This window comes from Streptomyces sp. NPDC030995, from assembly GCF_055571215.1.
Genome location: NZ_JBVIFS010000024.1, coordinates 1 through 16906, shown reverse-complemented (window position 1 = coordinate 16906; position 16906 = coordinate 1). Strand labels below are relative to the sequence as shown.

Annotated in this window: 14 protein-coding genes and 1 pseudogene; 10 read left to right on the top strand and 5 right to left on the bottom strand. The window is 72.6% G+C overall.

Going from position 1 to position 16906, the window contains the following annotated elements:
- Position 1: 1 nt before the first annotated feature.
- Positions 2-160 carry a hypothetical protein gene (locus tag ACZ45T_RS28570; RefSeq protein WP_468446220.1) on the bottom strand — a complete coding sequence of 53 codons (159 nt, stop codon included), beginning with the start codon at positions 158-160 and terminating at the stop codon, positions 2-4.
- A gap of 336 nt (positions 161-496) precedes the next feature.
- Between ACZ45T_RS28570 and ACZ45T_RS28565 the strand changes: the two genes are divergently transcribed.
- The 5 genes from ACZ45T_RS28565 to ACZ45T_RS28545 all read left to right on the top strand — a co-directional run bounded on the left by ACZ45T_RS28565 (position 497) and on the right by ACZ45T_RS28545 (position 5408).
- Positions 497-1303, top strand: coding sequence for an ABC transporter substrate-binding protein (locus tag ACZ45T_RS28565; RefSeq protein WP_468446379.1), 807 nt, complete (start codon positions 497-499; stop codon positions 1301-1303).
- Entirely contained in the window at positions 1270-2100 is an 831-nt protein-coding gene (locus ACZ45T_RS28560) for an amino acid ABC transporter permease (RefSeq protein WP_468446218.1), read from the top strand. The genes ACZ45T_RS28565 and ACZ45T_RS28560 overlap by 34 nt, the downstream gene beginning before the upstream one ends.
- Before the next feature lie 12 nt (positions 2101-2112).
- Entirely contained in the window at positions 2113-2961 is an 849-nt protein-coding gene (locus ACZ45T_RS28555) for an amino acid ABC transporter ATP-binding protein (RefSeq protein WP_468446216.1), read from the top strand.
- A gap of 88 nt (positions 2962-3049) precedes the next feature.
- Complete coding sequence (locus ACZ45T_RS28550) at positions 3050-3604, top strand: PadR family transcriptional regulator (RefSeq protein WP_468446214.1); 555 nt, start codon at positions 3050-3052, stop codon at positions 3602-3604.
- Between the two features lie 79 nt (positions 3605-3683).
- Positions 3684-5408 (top strand): acyl-CoA dehydrogenase family protein, encoded by a 1725-nt coding sequence (locus ACZ45T_RS28545; protein ID WP_468446212.1) that lies wholly within the window; start codon positions 3684-3686, stop codon positions 5406-5408.
- 111 nt (positions 5409-5519) lie between these two features.
- On the opposite strand, the gene ACZ45T_RS28540 is transcribed toward ACZ45T_RS28545, so the two are convergent.
- Genes ACZ45T_RS28540 through ACZ45T_RS28530 form a run of 3 tightly spaced genes read right to left on the bottom strand, consistent with a single transcriptional unit; the run spans position 5520 to position 10991 of the window.
- Positions 5520-6734: a protein kinase domain-containing protein gene (locus ACZ45T_RS28540; RefSeq protein WP_468446210.1), complete on the bottom strand. Its 1215-nt coding sequence runs from the start codon at positions 6732-6734 to the stop codon at positions 5520-5522.
- Positions 6735-6737: 3 nt separating this feature from the next.
- On the bottom strand, positions 6738-10334 hold the full coding sequence (locus tag ACZ45T_RS28535; protein ID WP_468446208.1) for a protein kinase domain-containing protein: 3597 nt from the start codon (positions 10332-10334) through the stop codon (positions 6738-6740).
- Positions 10335-10337: 3 nt separating this feature from the next.
- Entirely contained in the window at positions 10338-10991 is a 654-nt protein-coding gene (locus ACZ45T_RS28530; protein ID WP_468446206.1) for a DUF7019 family protein, read from the bottom strand.
- 172 nt (positions 10992-11163) lie between these two features.
- Between ACZ45T_RS28530 and ACZ45T_RS28525 the strand changes: the two genes are divergently transcribed.
- Positions 11164-11307 carry a hypothetical protein gene (locus ACZ45T_RS28525; protein WP_468446204.1) on the top strand — a complete coding sequence of 48 codons (144 nt, stop codon included), beginning with the start codon at positions 11164-11166 and terminating at the stop codon, positions 11305-11307.
- A 31-nt stretch (positions 11308-11338) separates the two neighbouring features.
- Here the strand turns inward: ACZ45T_RS28525 and ACZ45T_RS28520 are convergent, their stop codons facing one another.
- Positions 11339-13432, bottom strand: a complete 2094-nt coding sequence (locus tag ACZ45T_RS28520; RefSeq protein WP_468446202.1) for a protein kinase domain-containing protein — start codon at positions 13430-13432, stop codon at positions 11339-11341.
- A gap of 299 nt (positions 13433-13731) precedes the next feature.
- Between ACZ45T_RS28520 and ACZ45T_RS28515 the strand changes: the two genes are divergently transcribed.
- From ACZ45T_RS28515 to ACZ45T_RS28500, 4 genes and pseudogenes are all read left to right on the top strand, one after another.
- On the top strand, positions 13732-14577 hold the full coding sequence (locus ACZ45T_RS28515; protein WP_468446200.1) for a CAP domain-containing protein: 846 nt from the start codon (positions 13732-13734) through the stop codon (positions 14575-14577).
- Positions 14578-14721: 144 nt separating this feature from the next.
- Positions 14722-15285, top strand: a complete 564-nt coding sequence (locus ACZ45T_RS28510; protein ID WP_468446198.1) for a hypothetical protein — start codon at positions 14722-14724, stop codon at positions 15283-15285.
- A gap of 314 nt (positions 15286-15599) precedes the next feature.
- A complete protein-coding gene (locus ACZ45T_RS28505) occupies positions 15600-16370 on the top strand; it encodes a thioredoxin family protein (protein ID WP_468446196.1) in 771 nt (256 codons plus the stop codon).
- Positions 16371-16505: 135 nt separating this feature from the next.
- Positions 16506-16817 (top strand): annotated as a pseudogene (locus tag ACZ45T_RS28500) (sulfite exporter TauE/SafE family protein); the annotation flags it as partial.
- Between the last annotated feature and the right edge of the window lie 89 nt (positions 16818-16906).

Here is a 16906-nt window from a genome sequence, read left to right as displayed (position 1 = left end):
CTCATTCATCGTGCACCCGCCCCTCCCGGGCGGCCCCGGCCGTGCACCGCGGCCGGCCCGGGCAGCGGTGCGCGCCGGCGCTGCCCCCGGGCAGGAAGGGCGCCACGGTCAGCTCCCGTGGCCGCTCGCCCGGCGCGGGCGGCGGCTGGGCTTCGTCCACACCTCCCATCGTCGCCCTGACGGCCCCGCACCGCTCTCCGGCCCCGCACCGCTCTCCGGCCCCGCACCGCTCTCCTGCCGCGCACCCGCCCGACCGCCGGGCGCCGGCAGCCCGAGCCCGCCCGGGCCGCGGCCTCGCGGGCGCCGTGTGCCGAGCCCGGCGGGAGCGTGGCCGTACCGGTACGACGCTTTGCGAATGATCCACCGCAGCGCGCCACGGGGGCTTACGATCGCGACGGACGGTCTCGTCCCGCGACCGCCGCACGCCCCGCACCCGTGGAGGTCTACCGTGTTCCGGACGGCCCAAGGACACCGCACTCACCGCCGCAGCCACCGCATCCGTTCGACGGCCGGCGCTGCTGCCGCCGCCGCGGGTCTGTTCCTCGCGGTGGGCTGTTCCTCCGGCGACAGCGGTCCGGGGGAGGCGGCCGGAGGTGTGCGCGTCGTGGAGAAGGGCAAGCTGACCACCTGCACCCATCTGCCGTACCCGCCCTTCCAGTTCGAGCAGAGCGGCAAGGTCGTCGGCTTCGACGTGGCCCTGGTCGACCTGGTCGCGCAGAACCTGAAGGTGGAACAGAAGATCCTCGACACGCCGTTCGAGAACTTCAAGACCGGTGCCTTCCTCAACTCGGGCCAGTGCGACCTCGCCGCGGCCGGCATGACGATCACCGACGAGCGCAAGAAGAACGTCGACTTCTCCGTGCCCTACTTCGATGCGACGCAGGCGCTGCTGGCGACGAAGAAGAGCGGTGTCACCTCGCTCGCCGACGTCAAGGCGAAGGGCAAGAAGCTGGGCGCGCAGGCCGAGACCACCGGCGAGAGCTATGCCAAGGCCCAGGGCTTCAACCCGGTCGCCTTCGAGAGCTCGGACGCGGTGCTGAACGGACTGCGCACGGGTCAGGTCGACGCGGTCGTCATCGACTACCCCGTCGTCCAGGGCTGGCTCAAGGACAAGGCGAACGCGTCCGAGTTCGTCCTCGGGCAGAACATCGAGACCGGTGAGCAGTACGGCTTCTCGGTGAAGAAGGGCAACACGGCCCTCCTCGCCGAGATCGACAAGGCGATCGCGACCGCCAAGGCGGACGGTACCTACAAGAAGCTGTACGAGCAGTGGATCGGCCCGCTGCCCCAGGCCACGTCGTGACCTCTCGGCTCACCCGGCGCCAGCGGCGCCGGGTCTGGCAGGGCGTGCAGTACGCGATCTTCGTCGCCGCGCTGGTCGTGATCGGTGTCCTGGCCGACTGGGACCGGCTGCAGAACCAGTTCGCGCAGACGGATCTGGCCTTGCGCCTCTTCCCGAAGATCATCACCATCGCCCTGCGCAACACGGTGGTGTACACGATGTCCGGGTTCGTCTTCGGCCTGGTCCTCGGCCTCGTCATCGCCATGATGAGACTGTCCTCGGTGACCCCCTACCGGTGGGTCGCCAGCGTCTACATCGAACTGTTCCGGGGCCTGCCCGCCCTGCTGATCTTCATCTTCGTGGGCGTGGCGGTGCCCCTGGCGTTCCCCGGGACCGAGATCCCCGGCGGGACGTACGGGAAGGTCGCGCTCGGTCTCGGCCTGGTCGCGGCCGCGTACATGGCCGAAACGATCCGAGCCGGCATCCAGGCCGTACCCAAGGGCCAGATGGAGGCGGCCCGCTCGCTGGGCTTCTCGCACGCCCGCGCCAGGGTGTCGGTGATCATCCCGCAGGCGTTCCGCATCGTCATTCCCCCGCTCACCAACGAGCTGGTCCTGCTGTTCAAGGACTCCTCGCTGGTGCTGTTCCTGGGCGTGACACTGGAGGAGCGGGAACTGACGAAATTCGGCCGGGACCTCGCCAGCGAGACCGCCAACTCCACCCCGATCCTGGTCGCGGGTCTGTGCTACCTCCTCGTGACCGTGCCGCTGAGCCTCGTGGTGCGTCGTCTCGAGGCCCGCGCGGACAAGGCCACGTGAGGACGGGACGAGATGACAGAGAAGACGGGAACGTCGCACACGATGACCACGGACCGCCCGGAGATCGAGATCCGTGGACTGCACAAGTCCTTCGGTGACAACCACGTCCTGCGCGGCATCGACCTGGACATCGGCCGCGGCGAGGTGGTCTGCGTCATCGGGCCGTCCGGCTCCGGCAAATCGACGCTCCTGCGCTGTGTGAACCTTCTGGAGGAGCCGACCGAGGGCCAGGTCTTCGTCGGCGGTACGGAGGTCACCGACCTCGACGTCGACATCGACGCCGTGCGCCGCCGCATCGGCATGGTCTTCCAGCAGTTCAACCTGTTCCCGCACGTGAGCGTCACCGAGAACCTCACGCTGCCGCAGCGGCGGGTGCTCGGCCGGGACAAGGCGCAGGCCGCCGCCATCGCCCGGGAGAACCTCGAACGCGTCGGCCTCGCCGAGAAGGCGGACGCCTTTCCGGCGCAGCTGTCCGGCGGCCAGCAGCAGCGGGTGGCGATCGCCCGGGCCCTGTCGATGGGGCCGGAGGTGATGCTCTTCGACGAGCCGACCTCGGCGCTCGACCCGGAACTCGTCGGCGAAGTGCTGTCGGTGATGCGGGTGCTGGCGGGCGAGGGGATGACGATGATGGTCGTCACCCACGAGATGAGCTTCGCCCGCGAGGTCGCGGACCGCGTCGTGTTCATGGACGGCGGGGTCATCGTCGAGCAGGGGCCGGCCACGCAGGTGGTCACCCGGCCGCAGCACGAGCGGACCCGGAACTTCCTCAACCGGATCCTGGACCCGGCGGCGGTCGAGGCACCTGCCGCCCACGGCGGCTCCCAGCCGGGAGAACCGGCCGACGGGCGGCCCGAGGAGTGAGGCGGAGGCGCCGTCGTACCGGGTGAGCCGCGTCTCACCGGGGCGGCGGCGCTTGTCTATGCAACGAGTTGCATAGAAGGATCGGGGCATGGCACTTGAGCACGCGATCCTCGTCTCTCTGCTGGAGAAGCCGGGCTCCGGTTATGAGCTGGCCCGCCGGTTCGACCGGTCCATCGGCTACTTCTGGACCGCGACCCACCAGCAGATCTACCGCGTGCTCAAGCGCATGGAGGGCGACGGCTGGCTCGACGTCCGCGAGGTGCCACAGCAGGCCAGGCCGGACAAGAAGGACTACTCCGTCGCTGCGCCCGGCCGGGCCGCCCTGTCCGCCTGGCTGGGCGAGCCGATCCAGCCCGACAGCGTCCGGCACGAGCTCGCCGTGAAGATCCGCGGCGCGGCCTTCGACGATCCGGCCGCACTGATCCGCGAGGTCGAGCGGCACCACCGGGCGCACGGCGACCGGCTCACGCACTACCTCGCGGGGGAACTGCGCGACTTCACCGGGCCGCAGGCTCCCGCGACGTCCGACGCCGCACGGGAGCTCCAGCACGTCGTGCTCCGCGGCGGCATCGCCTACGAGCGGATGCAGCTCGCCTGGCTGGAGGACGTACTCGCCACGCTCCACCGCCTCGCCGCGCCCTGACGCGCTCACCCACCACACGTCACCCGTCACCCGTCACAGTCACCGTCTCGCCTCATCCCTCGACCGAAAGGCCGCCTCCATGACCGACCCGCTGCTGTTCAACCCGCGCACCTACGACCCGGCGCACTTCGACCCCGAGACCCGCCGGCTGCTGCGCGCCACCGTCGACTGGTTCGAGAACCGCGGCAAGCGCAGGCTGATCGAGGACTACCGCTCCCGTGCCTGGCTGGCGGACTTCCTCGCGTTCTCCGCGAAGGAGGGGCTCTTCGCGACCTTCCTGACCCCGGCCCCCGCCGCCGGCGAGGCCGAGCCGGACAAGCGCTGGGACACCGCGCGGATCGCCGCCCTCAACGAGATCTTCGGCTTCTACGGCCTGGACTACTGGTACGCGTGGCAGGTCACCATCCTCGGCCTCGGCCCGGTCTGGCAGAGCGACAACGCCGCCGCCCGCGGCCGGGCGGCGGAACTCCTCGCCGAGGGCGAGGTGTTCGCCTTCGGCCTGTCCGAGAAGACCCACGGCGCCGACATCTACTCCACCGACATGCTGCTGGAGCCCGACGGTGACGGAGGCTTCCGGGCCACCGGCTCCAAGTACTACATCGGCAACGGCAACGCCGCCGGCCTCGTCTCCGTCTTCGGCCGCCGCACCGACGTCGAGGGCCCCGACGGCTACGTCTTCTTCGCCGCCGACAGCCGCCACCCGGCCTACCAGCTCGTGAAGAACGTCGTCGACTCCTCCAAGTACGTCAGCGAGTTCCACCTCGCGGACTACCCGGTGGCCCCCGAAGACGTCCTGCACACGGGCCGCGCCGCCTTCGACGCCGCCCTCAACACCGTCAACGTCGGCAAGTTCAACCTCTGCACCGCGTCGATCGGCATCTGCGAGCACGCGATGTACGAGGCCGTCACCCACGCGCAGGGCCGCATCCTCTACGGACGCCCCGTCACCGCCTTCCCGCACGTGCGCCGCGAGCTGAGCGACGCGTACGTCCGCCTCGTCGGGATGAAGCTGTTCAGCGACCGCGCCGTCGACTACTTCCGCTCCGCCGGCCCCGACGACCGCCGCTACCTGCTCTTCAACCCGATGACCAAGATGAAGGTCACCACGGAGGGCGAAAAGGTCATCGACCTGATGTGGGACGTCATCGCGGCCAAGGGCTTCGAGAAGGACACCTACTTCGCCCAGGCGGCCGTCGAGATCCGCGGTCTGCCGAAGCTGGAGGGCACGGTCCACGTCAACCTCGCGCTGATCCTCAAGTTCATGCGCAACCACCTGCTGGAGCCGGCCGAGTACGCACCCGTACCGACCCGCCTCGACGCGGCCGACGACGCCTTCCTCTTCCGCCAGGGGCCGGCCCGCGGTCTGGGCTCCGTACGCTTCCACGACTGGCGCCCCGCCTACGAGGCGTACGCCGCCGTGCCGAACGTCGGCCGCTTCCGCGAACAGGCCGACGCCCTCTGCGAGTTCGTCAAGACCGCCGCTCCCGACGAGCAGCAGAGCCGCGACCTCGACCTCCTCCTGGCCGTGGGCCAGCTGTTCGCCCTGGTGGTGCACGCCCAGCTGATCCTGGAGCAGGCCCGTCTGACCGGCCTGGACGAGGACGTCCTCGACGAGCTGTTCGGGGTCCTCGTACGCGACTTCTCCGCGCACGCCGTCGAGCTGTACGGCAAGGACTCCGCCACCGCGGACCAGCAGAACTGGGCGCTCGGCGCGGTCCGCCGCCCGGTCGTCGACGCCGAGCGCTCGGCCCGTGTGTGGGCACGCGTGGAGGCGCTGGCCGGGGCGTACGAGATGGCGCCGTAACGCCGGATCGCCCCAGGAGCAGAGGCGCACGGACGGACGACTCCCGGCAGCGGGAGCCGTCCGTCCGTGGTCCCGGCCCGCCGGTGGACCGCCCGCCGGGCAGGCGGTGTGTCACAGTGCCCGGCGCAGCGTGCGGGCGAGCGCGGAGGCCGAGGACGGTGCGGAGCCGGCCGTCTCGTCCAGCGCGGCGTCGATCACATCGGCGAGGCGAGGGGGAAGCGACGGGAGGCGTTCGCGCACCGGCACCGGCGGTTCGCGCAGTACGACCGCCACCGGATCCGCGTCGGCCGGGAAATCGCGCGGTGTCTCGCCGGTCAGCATCCAGTACAGGCAGGCCGTGACCGCCCACAGGTCGACATCGGGCCGCGCGTACTTGTAGTCGATGAGCTGGCGGCGCGGCATGAAGGCCACGCTGCCGCCGACCGAGCCCGTGTGCGTACGCCCCGACAGGCCCGCCTGGTCGAAGGCCTTGGCGAGCCCGAAGTCCGCGAGTTTCAGGACGGGTTTGCGGCCGGACCCCGAGAGCAGCAGGTTCTGCGGCTTGATGTCGCGGTGCACCAGGCCCCGCCCGGCCGCGGTGCTGCCGTCGGCGAGCCGTACCGGGACCTGCGCGTCGTGCGCGTACGCGAGCCCCTCCAGGGCCTGGAGGACCAACGGCACGGCCACGTCGACGGCGAGCCGCCCACCGCGCCGCACCACGAGGTCGGCGACGCTGCCCCCGGCGCAGTACTCGCAGGTGAAACAGAGGGTGCCGGCGTGGGCGGCGCCGGCGTGGAACCGGACGATGTGCGGATGCCGAAGCGCCCGCGTGCAGTCGAGCTCGCGCAGGAACGCGTCGCGCGCGGCCGCCTCGACCCGGACCTGCGGGGTCAGCGTCTTCACGGCGACGATCCTGCCGGAGGCCGTGTGCCGGGCCAGATGGACCACGCCCTGCGCACCGCGCCCCAGCTCCCGCAGGGTCCGCAGGCCGGGCAGCGGTTCGGGGCGTTCGCCGGCGCACAGCGCCACCCGCACGGTCGTGGCGCCGATCCGCAGCTCGTCCCCGTGCCGCAACTCCCGCTCGCCGTACGCCTCGTCGAGGGCTTCCCCGTTGACGTACGTACCGTTGCGGCTGCCCAGGTCGCGCACGTACGCACGGGGCGGCCTGACCTCGACCAGGCAGTGCCGACGCGACACCTTGCGCTGCTCCGCGGAGACGCGGATCCCGCACTCCGGGCCGCGCCCGAGCACGCACGAGGTGCGGCCCGCGAACACGTACTCGTCGGTGAGCTCGGCCCCGTCGTCGTCCCGGCCGGTGCCGACGAGGAGCGCCACGCTCCAGGCCACGGGTCAACCACCGTCCCCGGGCGGGAAGTCGAAGTCCCAGGTGAGTTCCCACACCCGCAGCCCGGAGCCCAGGTCCGCGGTGGCGAGCAGGGTGCCGGCCCGGTTCAGCACGGCCTGGCCGACCGGCGACCCGTGGCCCTCCAGCGTCCGCAGGCAGCGCCCCGAGGCCACCTCCCAGACCCGGACCAGCCGGTTCCAGCCGGCGGTGACCGCGAACGCGCCGTCGGCGCTGAGCGTGAAGGCACCCAGGCTGTCGGGGAGCGAGAAGGAGTGCAGCACGTGCCCGGTGGCGGTCTCCCACACCCGCAGCGCCTTGTCCTCGGGCGTCGCGGCCAGTCGGCCGTCGGCGCTGAAGGCGACGAGCGGCTGGTCGCCGCCGATGGTGCCGTGGACCCTGACCGAGTACCGGAACGTTCCGGTGGCCACGTCCCACGCCGTGACGAACGGGCTCTGGGAGAGGAACAGCGTGCGGCCGTCCGCGGTGAAGTCCAGTCGCTCCCCGCGCGGGCGCGACGTCAGTGTCCAGGCGGGGCGGTCCGCGTCAGGTGCCCACAGATGGACTTCGTTCTCCTGGGGCGGGCCGCCGAAGTGGTTCGCCTTCGGATGGGTGCCGCCGTGCGAGGCGGCGTACCGGCCGTCGCGGCTGAGCGCCACCGCGTTGACCGTGCCGCCGTGCGCCCGCAGCGTGCGCAGGACGTTGCCCGCGGGCAGATCCCGAAGCCGCAGAGTGCCCTGCTCGTCGCCGATCAGGATCCGGTCGCCCGCGGGTGTGAGGGCGAACGTGCTGATGGCGCCCGTCTCGTCCGTGAACAGGCGCTTGCTGCCGTCGGCGAGGCTCAGCTGCCGGATCGTGCCCGCGGAGGTCCGCACCAGCAACAGCCTGCCGTCCAGGGCGAATCGGATGTCCCGTGCGTTCCCCCTCTCGCCGTGGTCGAAGGTGTAGAGCCGGTCCCCGCCGGCGAAGTCCCAGATGTCCACGTCGCCCCGCCAGCGGCCGGTCGCCAGGAGGGCGTCGTCCTGGCCGACGGCCAGCGTCACCGGCTGGGTGAACTCATGGTGCCCGTCGTAGTTGTACAGCGGCCACGCGCCGAGCAGCGTGGACCGGCGGCCGTGCGCACCCACCTGGGCCCAGGCCGCCCGCATCTCCGGGTGGCGGGCGAAACCGGGCACCTGCTGGGCGGACCTCAACACCTCGGCGGCGGACGCGAACCGCCCCTCCTCGATGAGGTCGCCGGCGCGGTCCATCAGGGCGCGGAACGCGTCCTCCGTACGGGAGAGTTCACCGGCGGGCCGGGGCCGTGCGTAGCACCACGGCGCGACGTAGTCGGCAGCGGGCAGCGACCGCATCAGAACCTTGCCCCGGCCGGCGCCGAGCACGGCGACGCGGCCGTCCGCGCTGACCGCCGCATCGTGCACCCAGCGTGCCTCGGGCGCCACCTGCCGGTCGAGCGTGCGCATACAGCGTCCGGTCGGCGCGTCCCACACCTGGATCGGCACCCCGCTGTCACCCGCCGTCAGGAGGGTGGGCCCGGCCGCCGCGACCGCCATGGACGACACGCCGCGCAACTGTTGCGGCGTCTCGCTCACCACGGTGCCCCGCCGGGCGTCCCAGACGGTGAGCGGCCCGTCCCACCAGGCGACGACGGCGCACCGGGCATCCGGGGAGACGGCCGCCCGGTCCATCGGGAGGGTGTGGACGTCCACCCCGTTCAGCGTTCCTCTGGCAGGGCCCCTGAGCATGCGGACACAGCGTCCGGTGGCGACGTCCCACGTGCGGACCGTGCCGTCCGAATCGCCGAAGGAGCCGGACACGACCCGGCCGCCGTCATGGTTCAGCGCCAGCGAGGTGATCACCCCGGCATGGCCGTGCAGGTTGGCGACCACGTGCCGCGGTTCGAGTTCCCAGACCTGGATCGCGCTGTTGCGGTGCCCGGTGGCGACGAACCGGCCGTCGCCGCTCATCGCCACGGCGCTGGCGGCGAACTTCCCTGATCCGTGGGGCAGTCCGTGCCTCCGGCGGCGGCGTGACAGGTCCCACACCTCGATGATTCCGTCCTCCCGGACGGCCACACCCATCGTGCCCGCGGCGTCCATGGCGACGGCGGTGACCGGCTGCCCGCGCCGGGTCAGGGTCCGTTGTACGCGCCGCCGCCGGCGCTCGCCCGGCGCCCACAGCCGCAGCCCGCCCGCGCGGTCGCCCGCGAGGACGAGGCCGCCGTCCGCGCTGACCGCGACCGCCCCCACGTCCTCGGCGTGTCCGTCGAGATCGGCGTGGATCCGCGGTGGGCGGCGCTCCCACTCGGCCAGCCCCGCCGCCGCCTCCGCCGAGGAGGGGTCGGCGGCGGCCGCCTCGCGCAGCAGCTCCCCGGCCCGCTCGTCCTCGTGGCGCTCCAGCTGTACGGAGCCCAGGAGCAGGGCGCCCTGCCCGGGCGAGGCTTCGATGCCCGCCGCGCGTGCGCCTTCCAGGTCGGAGACGAGCTCCTCGCCCGTACGGCTTCCCGAACGCCACTGGTGCAGGCCGAAGTTGTAGAGCGAGGGCAGGTGGTGTGGATCGGCCCCGACCGCTCGCAGCCACAGCTCCTCGGCCTCCTCGCTCCGGCCGAGGTCGAGCAGCGAGAGGGCCTGGTTCGACAGGCCGTCCGCCAGCAGCCGTACCGCCTTGGGCGCGGCCCGCCCGTAGGCCCTGCCGAGGGCCTCGTCGTACAGGCCGGCGAGGGTCGCCGCGACCTCGCCGAGCCCGGACGGGCGGGCCTGCGGATCGTGGGCGAGGCACCGGCGTAACAAGGCGGCCACCCCGGGCGGGACCGGCGGGATGCGCCCGTCGTCCGTGCCTGCGCGCAGATGCGCCTCCAGCGCCTCCCCGGCCGCCTGTCCGTAGCGGGTCGGGCGGCGTCCGGCGAACATCTCCAGAACGCTCACCCCCCAGGACCAGACGTCCGTGGCCGTGGTCATACGGGCGCCGGCGCGCCCTGCGGCGGCCGCCTGCTCAGGGGAGCAGTAGGCGGGCGTCATCCCGCCGAAGGTGGCCGTCGGCGGGCCTTCCCGCGGGCCCTGCGCCTCGTCCTGCGCGCCTGCGGCACGGGCTCCGGCCAGGCCGAAATCGGTGACCTTGGCCGTACCGTCCGGTTCGAGCATCACGTTCGCCGGTTTGACGTCCTGGTGTACGAGCCCGCTGTCGTGCGCGTGTTGCAGGCCCCACGCCATCTGCACGGCGATGTCGAGGATGCGGCCGAGCGCCGCCCGCGGGCCGTCCTCGTAGAGACGGCCGCCGCGTACGGCCTGTGCCAGACTGCCGCCGTCCACCCACTCCGCGAACACCCGGGGCACCCCGTCGATGGTGCGGACGTACGAGCAGTTGACCGTGTGCGGATGCATCCCCAGCCCCACCCACGTACCGGCCTCGGTCTCGAAGCGGCGACGGCCGTCCGACGTGCGCACGAGCTCGGGGCGCGGAGTCTTCACGGCCAGGTCCACCTGCCAGCCGCGGTGGCGCACCCGGTGCACCAGGCCCATGCCGCCGCTGTGCACCACGTCGAGCACCTCGTACAGGTCGAGCACGACATCGCCCGGCTCCCATGCCCGGGCCCTCGTCCCTGCCATGGCTCAGTCGGCGAGCGCGACGAAGACGGGGCTGGCGAGCAGCACCGTCATGCCGTCGTGGGCGTCGAGTTCGGGGTAGGGACTCGGTCCGTGCAGCAGGCGTTTGGCGAGGAACTCCACCTCCTGCTCGGTGCCGGGCATCATGCGGTTCATGAGGTGGGCCGAGGCGAGCGCCCTCGGCGACACCTGGTCCCCGTCGGCGGTCACCGCCGCGGCGAGGCCCGCGAACAGCCCCGGCATCGAGGACGGCGCGAAGGCCGCCCGCTCCTGCTCGGCCGGTGCGGACACGAGCGCGCCGAGGACGTGGCCGCTCGCGCCACCGAGCCCGACGATCGTGCGCTCGGTGCGGCCGCCGAAGTAGACCAGGGAGGTCTGCCCGGAGGCCAGCGGCCCCCATCGCATGGGCAGCCGCCCCCGCACGTACTGGCCGGGCTGGTCGACGGTGCCCACGTCGGCGAAATCGTCCAGGTGGCGCACCACCCGCTCCAGCCGCGCCACCCGGTCCGACGCCGGCGCCTCCACGGTGCGCTTGGCACTGACGAAGTTCAGGCTCACCCCCACCTCGGTGGCGCGCTTGCGCGCGAAGCCCGGGTCGATCTGCGGCAGCAGCATGTCGACCTTGGCGTCGCTGATGTAAACGTAGTACCGCACCGACATGTTGGCCCCTTCGCCCGACGACCGGTCCCCTCCTGCTACGCCAGGTTACTGGCGATTACAGCCGAACCGGCAGGCTGTCAGCCACAGTTGGCCACTGCCGCCGGGAAGGGGGGCGGGGCCGGGGCGTTCGATGTGCGGCGCGCCCGCCGAGTCCGCCTTGGCGCTCCGCCGAATGGAGCAACCGTCGCTGGGCCGCACCCCGCGGTACAAGATCGAGGCGGTGGAGTGCCTGCCCGGGTCCGCCGATGCCCTCCTGGGCACCGACGACGAGAACCTCGGCGGATACGTGCGGACCCTCGCGCTCTGCCGAGCCTGACCCGGGTCACCCCGTACGGTTGCTCCCGATCTCAGCGCCAGGAGGGATGGCCTTCGGCTGAAGTGCCGGTGGTGAGCGTGCGCTCGCCGGTCTTGTCCGTGCGCACGGCCCAGATCGCGGGCTTCTCGTACGGGCCGCGGACGAAGGCGACCCACGTGCCGTCGACGGACCAGGCGGGGTCCATCTCATGGGCGCCGGTGGCCACCAGTTCACGATCGTCCGTGCCGTCGGCGTCCACGAGGCGGATGTCGCCCTGAGTGCCCGTGCCGTAGGTCCCCGCGGTGTAGGCGAACGTCGTGCCGTCCGGGGACCACACCGGGTCGAGCGCCGGATGGGGCAGCCGGGTCACCTGCTGAGGGGCGCGGTTCGGGGCGGCGGGGTCGACCACGTGGATCTGCCAGTTCTCGGGCCCTGTCTGGAGACAGACCGCGATGCTCTTGCCGTCCGGCGACCACGCGGGATCCTCGACCTGGCCCGCGCCCGAGGTGAGCTGGCGAGCCGTGCCGTCGGCGACTTCGACCACGAACAGTTGCTGTACGCCGTCCTTCTTGCGCAGTACGGCGAGCCGGCTGCCGTCCGGCGACCAGGACACCCTGCCGCCGGCGATGGAGGCGACCCGCCGCGCGTTCGAACCGTCGGCATGGGCGGTCCAGACGGCCGTGCCCTCGGGCGTGGTCCGGGTGAACGCGAAGGACCTGCGGTCGGGGGACCACTGGGGCAGCATGTCGCATCCGTCCCCTGCGACGAGCCGCACCGGCGCTTCAGCCGCTGTGTCACGGCGGGCGATGACGCCGTGACAGGTCGCGGGCCAGCCAGGGGCGGTGTCCTGCCGGATCAGGAGGGGGTCGGTCGGGAAAGGGGCGGGGGTGGGCGCGGAGCCGGTGGGAGTGACGGCGCCGGGCTTGGCATTGTCCTTGGTGGAGCCGTTCCAGGGCTGCCACAGCAGCAGGCCGACGGCCGCGAGGGAGACCACGAGCGCCGCCGCCACCACGGCGCGGCGGCGCCGGGTCTGCACGCCAACCGGCTGCCGCATCCCCGCGGGTACGGGTACGGGTACGGGTACGGGTACGGGTACGGGTACCGGCGCGGGCCCGCGCACCGGCTCGGTCTCGGGTACCGCCCCGGTCTCGGGGGAGAGCCGTGCTGCCGGCTCCGTCACGGTCCGCGCCTGGTCCGTACGGGGCTCCGCGCCGCCGGGCCGAAGGACGTCCGCCGCCGGGGCGTCATGCGGTGTGTCCGGCGTGACGGGATCCGCCGCCGGTTCCTGCCGGGGGAGCAATTGCGTGGCCGCGTCCGGCAGCCAGCAGTCACCCGCCGGGTGGCGGACGGTCAGGCCGTCCAGGAAGGCAGCCGGGGTGGGGCGTGCCTCCGGGTCCTTCGACAGGCAGGCGCCGATGGCTTCGCGGAGTTCGCCGGGGACTGCCGTCAGGTCCGGCTCCTCATGGACGACCTTGTAGTGCCTGGCCGCGGACGGGCCGTCGCCGAAGGGGGAGCCGCCCGCGGCCTGGGCGAGCACCACCCCCAGCGCGAACATGTCGACCGCGGGGGTGACGGCGCCACCACCGGTGAGTTGCTCGGGCGCCAGGAATCCGGGCGTGCCGATCTGCAGCCCGGTCTGTGTCAGGGCCGTTCCGTCCAGGGCACGCGCGATGCCGAAGTCGATGACGCGCGGCCCGTCCTCCGCGACGATGATGTTCGCGGGCTTGAGGTCGCGGTGGATGACCCCCGCCCGGTGGATCGCCTCGAGCGCCTCGGCCAGGCCGGCCGCCAGGACCGTGAGCGTGTCCAGGGGCAGCGATCCGACTCTCGCGAGCACTGCTTGCAGAGTGGGTCCGGGGACGAAGGCCGTCACCAGCCAGGCCGGCTCCCCGTCCGGATCGGCGTCGACGACCGGTGCGGTGTGGAAGCCGCCGACCCGCCGCGCGGCCGCCACCTCGTCGGCGAACCTGCGCTTGAACCCGGGCTCGGTGCTCAGCTCGGGACGCACGACCTTGACGGCCACCGCCCGGCCGGACTGGGACCGGCCCAGGTAGACCACGCCCATGCCCCCCTGGCCGAGCCGTCCCACCAGCCGGTAGCGGCCCTCGCCGACCGAGGTGGGATCACCCGTTTCGAGCGGCTTCATGGGGCCCCCGTTTCACACCTTGCACGATGAACAGCCTCTCTGTACCGGTCGCGCCGCGTACCAGTCAAGCGAGCCCCTGCGGAGACCGGGGGCCCGGAGCCGGGCGGTGGCGCCGCGCCCCCTGCTCTTGCCCGAAGAGCGGTCGCCCGGGGGCTGATTGCCCGGATCGTTCCTGTGCCGAGCCTGCGGGCTTCCTTAATGGACCTTGAAGAACGCCTCCAGGCCGCTCTTTTCGCTGGTCACCGCCCCTAGGCTCGGTCGCACCCGTCCTCCCCTTCTCTCTGTGAGGTGCAACAGGCATGAGCCGCAGCCGAACTCCCGGAACGCCGTCCCGCGTCGAGGCGCGACGGAAGAAGACGGTGCGCACGCGCATCGTGCTGTCCCTCACCGCGGCGGCCGCGGCGGTGGCGGTCGGGGTCGCGGTGGCCGACACCGACGGCGGTGCGCGCGCGGACCACCGCGCCGACGGCGCCACCGGACCGAAGTCCGGGACGGCCGGCTCCGGTAACGAGGAGGCGACGGCAACCGCTTCTCCTCCCCTTCCCACGCTCAGCGCCGACGCTGCGGCCGCGACGGGCGCGATGCCGTCCGGAACGCCCGGTGCCGACACCACGGGATCCGCCGCTCCCACGACGGCCGCGGCAGAGGAGAGCCGACCGGCCACGTCGGCGTCGACCCAGACCCGCAAGCCCGCGAGCAAGCCCGCGGCTACCGCCGGCGGCGGTTCCGGGGGCTCGGGCGGTTCCTCCGGCAGTGCCTCCGCGGACGCCGAGTCGGCGGTGCTCGCTCTGGTCAACAAGGAGCGGGCCGCGGCCGGGTGCGGGCCCTTGGCCATGAACGCCAAGCTGAGCGCCGCGGCACGGGCGTACAGCGACACCATGGCCCGCAGCGGCGTCATGTCCCACACCGGACCCGACGGGTCCACCATGACCACCCGCGTGGAAGCGGCCGGATACGGGTGGTCCCGCCTGGGCGAGAACATAGCCCGCGGCCAGGCGGACGCCGACGCGGTCATGAACGCGTGGATGAACAGCTCCGGCCACAGGGCCAACATCCTCAACTGCGCCTTCCGGGAGATCGGCATAGGCGTGCACAAGGGCGACGGCGGCCCGTGGTGGACGCAGAACTTCGGTACGCCGAAGTAGGAAATCCCCACCGGACCGCCACACGTCCTCCGACCCGTACCAGGGTCAGGAGGACGTCGGCGTTCGCCCGTGGCGCCGGGGCCATCCGTGGCCGTTCGGGGGAGGCGGTGACGGGCGGCGCAGCGCGTCGGCCACTATGGGGCCGTGCCTCGAATTCCGCGCTACCTGCTCATATGGCTGTCCTGCACCGCCACCAGCGTGACCGCCGTGCTCGTCACGGTCCAGTTCGTGGTCGGCTCCACCAGGCATACGCCTCCGGTTGCGCGGTCCGCCCCGATGGTCTTCGATTCGCCGCCGGCGTGGCTGGCGGGGGAGAGCCAGTCACCGAGCCCGCAGTCCCCGAGCGCGTCCGCCACCAGCTCGCCCACCGCGTCCGAGCAACCGTCTCCCTCGGCTTCGACGCCCGTACCCGCGAAGGCCTCGACGGGAACCCCCCGGACCACCGCACCGAAACCCGCCGTCGACTGCGAGGGGGGCGGAACGGGCCTGCACACCGTCCCCTCGCAGGGCGGCAAGGCCACGGTGCGGTACGGCAGCAGCGGCGTCTGCCTGATCTCCGCGATACCCAGCCCCGGCTTCAAGGCCACCACGTCACAGACCGCGGACGACACCCTGACGGTCACCTTCACGAGCCCGGACCACCGCTCCGTCATCACGGCCACGATCGACCCGGTGGCGAAGGCCAGCGTGCGCGAGACGTCGTTCTGAGGAGCGGGCCGCTTCGCCCGATCCGCACTACTCGACCCCCTGATCCCTTTTGCTGGTTTCACCTCCTTCTGCCCGTCCATCGCCCGAGCTCCGGCGAAGCGGAAGGTGAGCTGTTCCTTAGGGGAACCTCAAGATCACGCCCATACGGTTCGGGCGGCCCGGAGCGGTCCTATGCTCGCGTCAGCCGAGCGGCCTTCGGCGCCCGGGCGTGATGGCCCCGGCGACCCGTCGAGCCGTCGCGCCGTCGGCTTCACCGAGCTGGGAGGCGTTTCGCCCTCCCCGCAGTCCGAACCGTGCCTTGGGGTGTCTTCGCCATGACTTCTCGCATACTCCGACCCGCCCGTGCCGGCCGCCGCACTACGCAGCCCCGCTCCGCCGCGCCCCGGGGGGTGCGACTGCCGCTGGTCGCCGCGGCCGTCGTCGCCGCAGGGCTGACCGCCGCGTGCGGGCCGGCCTCCCAGCCCGCAGGGGCCGCGTCGCCGTCCGCGGCCGGACAGTCGTCGCAGTCCCTGCCCGCAGGCACGGAGTCCGCGTCCGCGTCCGCGTCCGCCGAGGCCTCCCCGACCGCCTCGGCCTCGCCGTCGGCGCCCCCCGGCACCCCTTCGGGCTCCACGCCGACGCCCACGCGTGCCCAGACCACTTCGGCCGCGCCCAAGCCGCCCCGTACGTCCGCCGCGCCCGCCCCGGCGCGGATACCCGGGCCCGGCTACGACAGTTCGGCCGACGCGCAGAAGCAGATCGACGCGGCACTGAGCGCGGCCAAGGCCGACGGGAGGATGGTGCTGCTCGACTTCGGCGCCAACTGGTGCGGCAACTGCAAGGCGGCCGACAAGGTGTTCGCCCAGCCGCAGACGGCTGCGATCCTCGGAGCCTCGTACCACCTGGTGAAGATCGACATCGGCGGCAGCAGCTCCGCCAACTCCGCGCTCCTGCGCAAGTACAGCCCCTCGGGCGGCAGTTACAAGATGCCCGTCCTGATCGTCGTCACGCCGTCCGGTACGGTGCGCACCGACACCCACGCCACGGGCAACCCCGCCCTGACTTCCGAGGGGATCAACTCCTTCCTGCGCCAGTGGGCGTCATGAGACGAGCGGTTCCGCGGCCCGCCGCCCTGGCCGGTGCCGGTCTCGCGGCAGCCGGCTGCGGCCTCGCCGTCCTCGCTACCGTCGGCACCGATGGCACCGATGGCGGCGACGGCGGCGGCGCCGGGGCGCCCGCCGGGCAGGCGAGCGTGCATCGGCCCGACGCTGGCCGCCGTACAGGCGCTGGCCTGGAGCGAGGCGAGCGCAGCCCGAGGGGCTCTGCTGATGGCGGCCTACTGCTTCGGGCTGGGCCTGCCGTTCATCCTGGCGGCGCTGGCCTTCCGCCGGGCCCTGGGCGCCTTCGGCCTGGTCAAACGCCACTACCAGTGGGTCCTGCGGATCGGCGGCGGCATGCTCGTGCTCGTCGGCGTGCTGCTGGCCACCGGAGTGTGGAACGACCTGGTGTACCGGCTGCAGTTGTGGAGCGCGGACTTCACCACAGCCGTCTAGGCCGTCTCTTTCGGATCTTGTCGGCCGAGCCCGCGGCGTCTGGTGCCGTGCATGGCAAGGCGGAGGGGCGTGCCGCGTACTGGACGTAC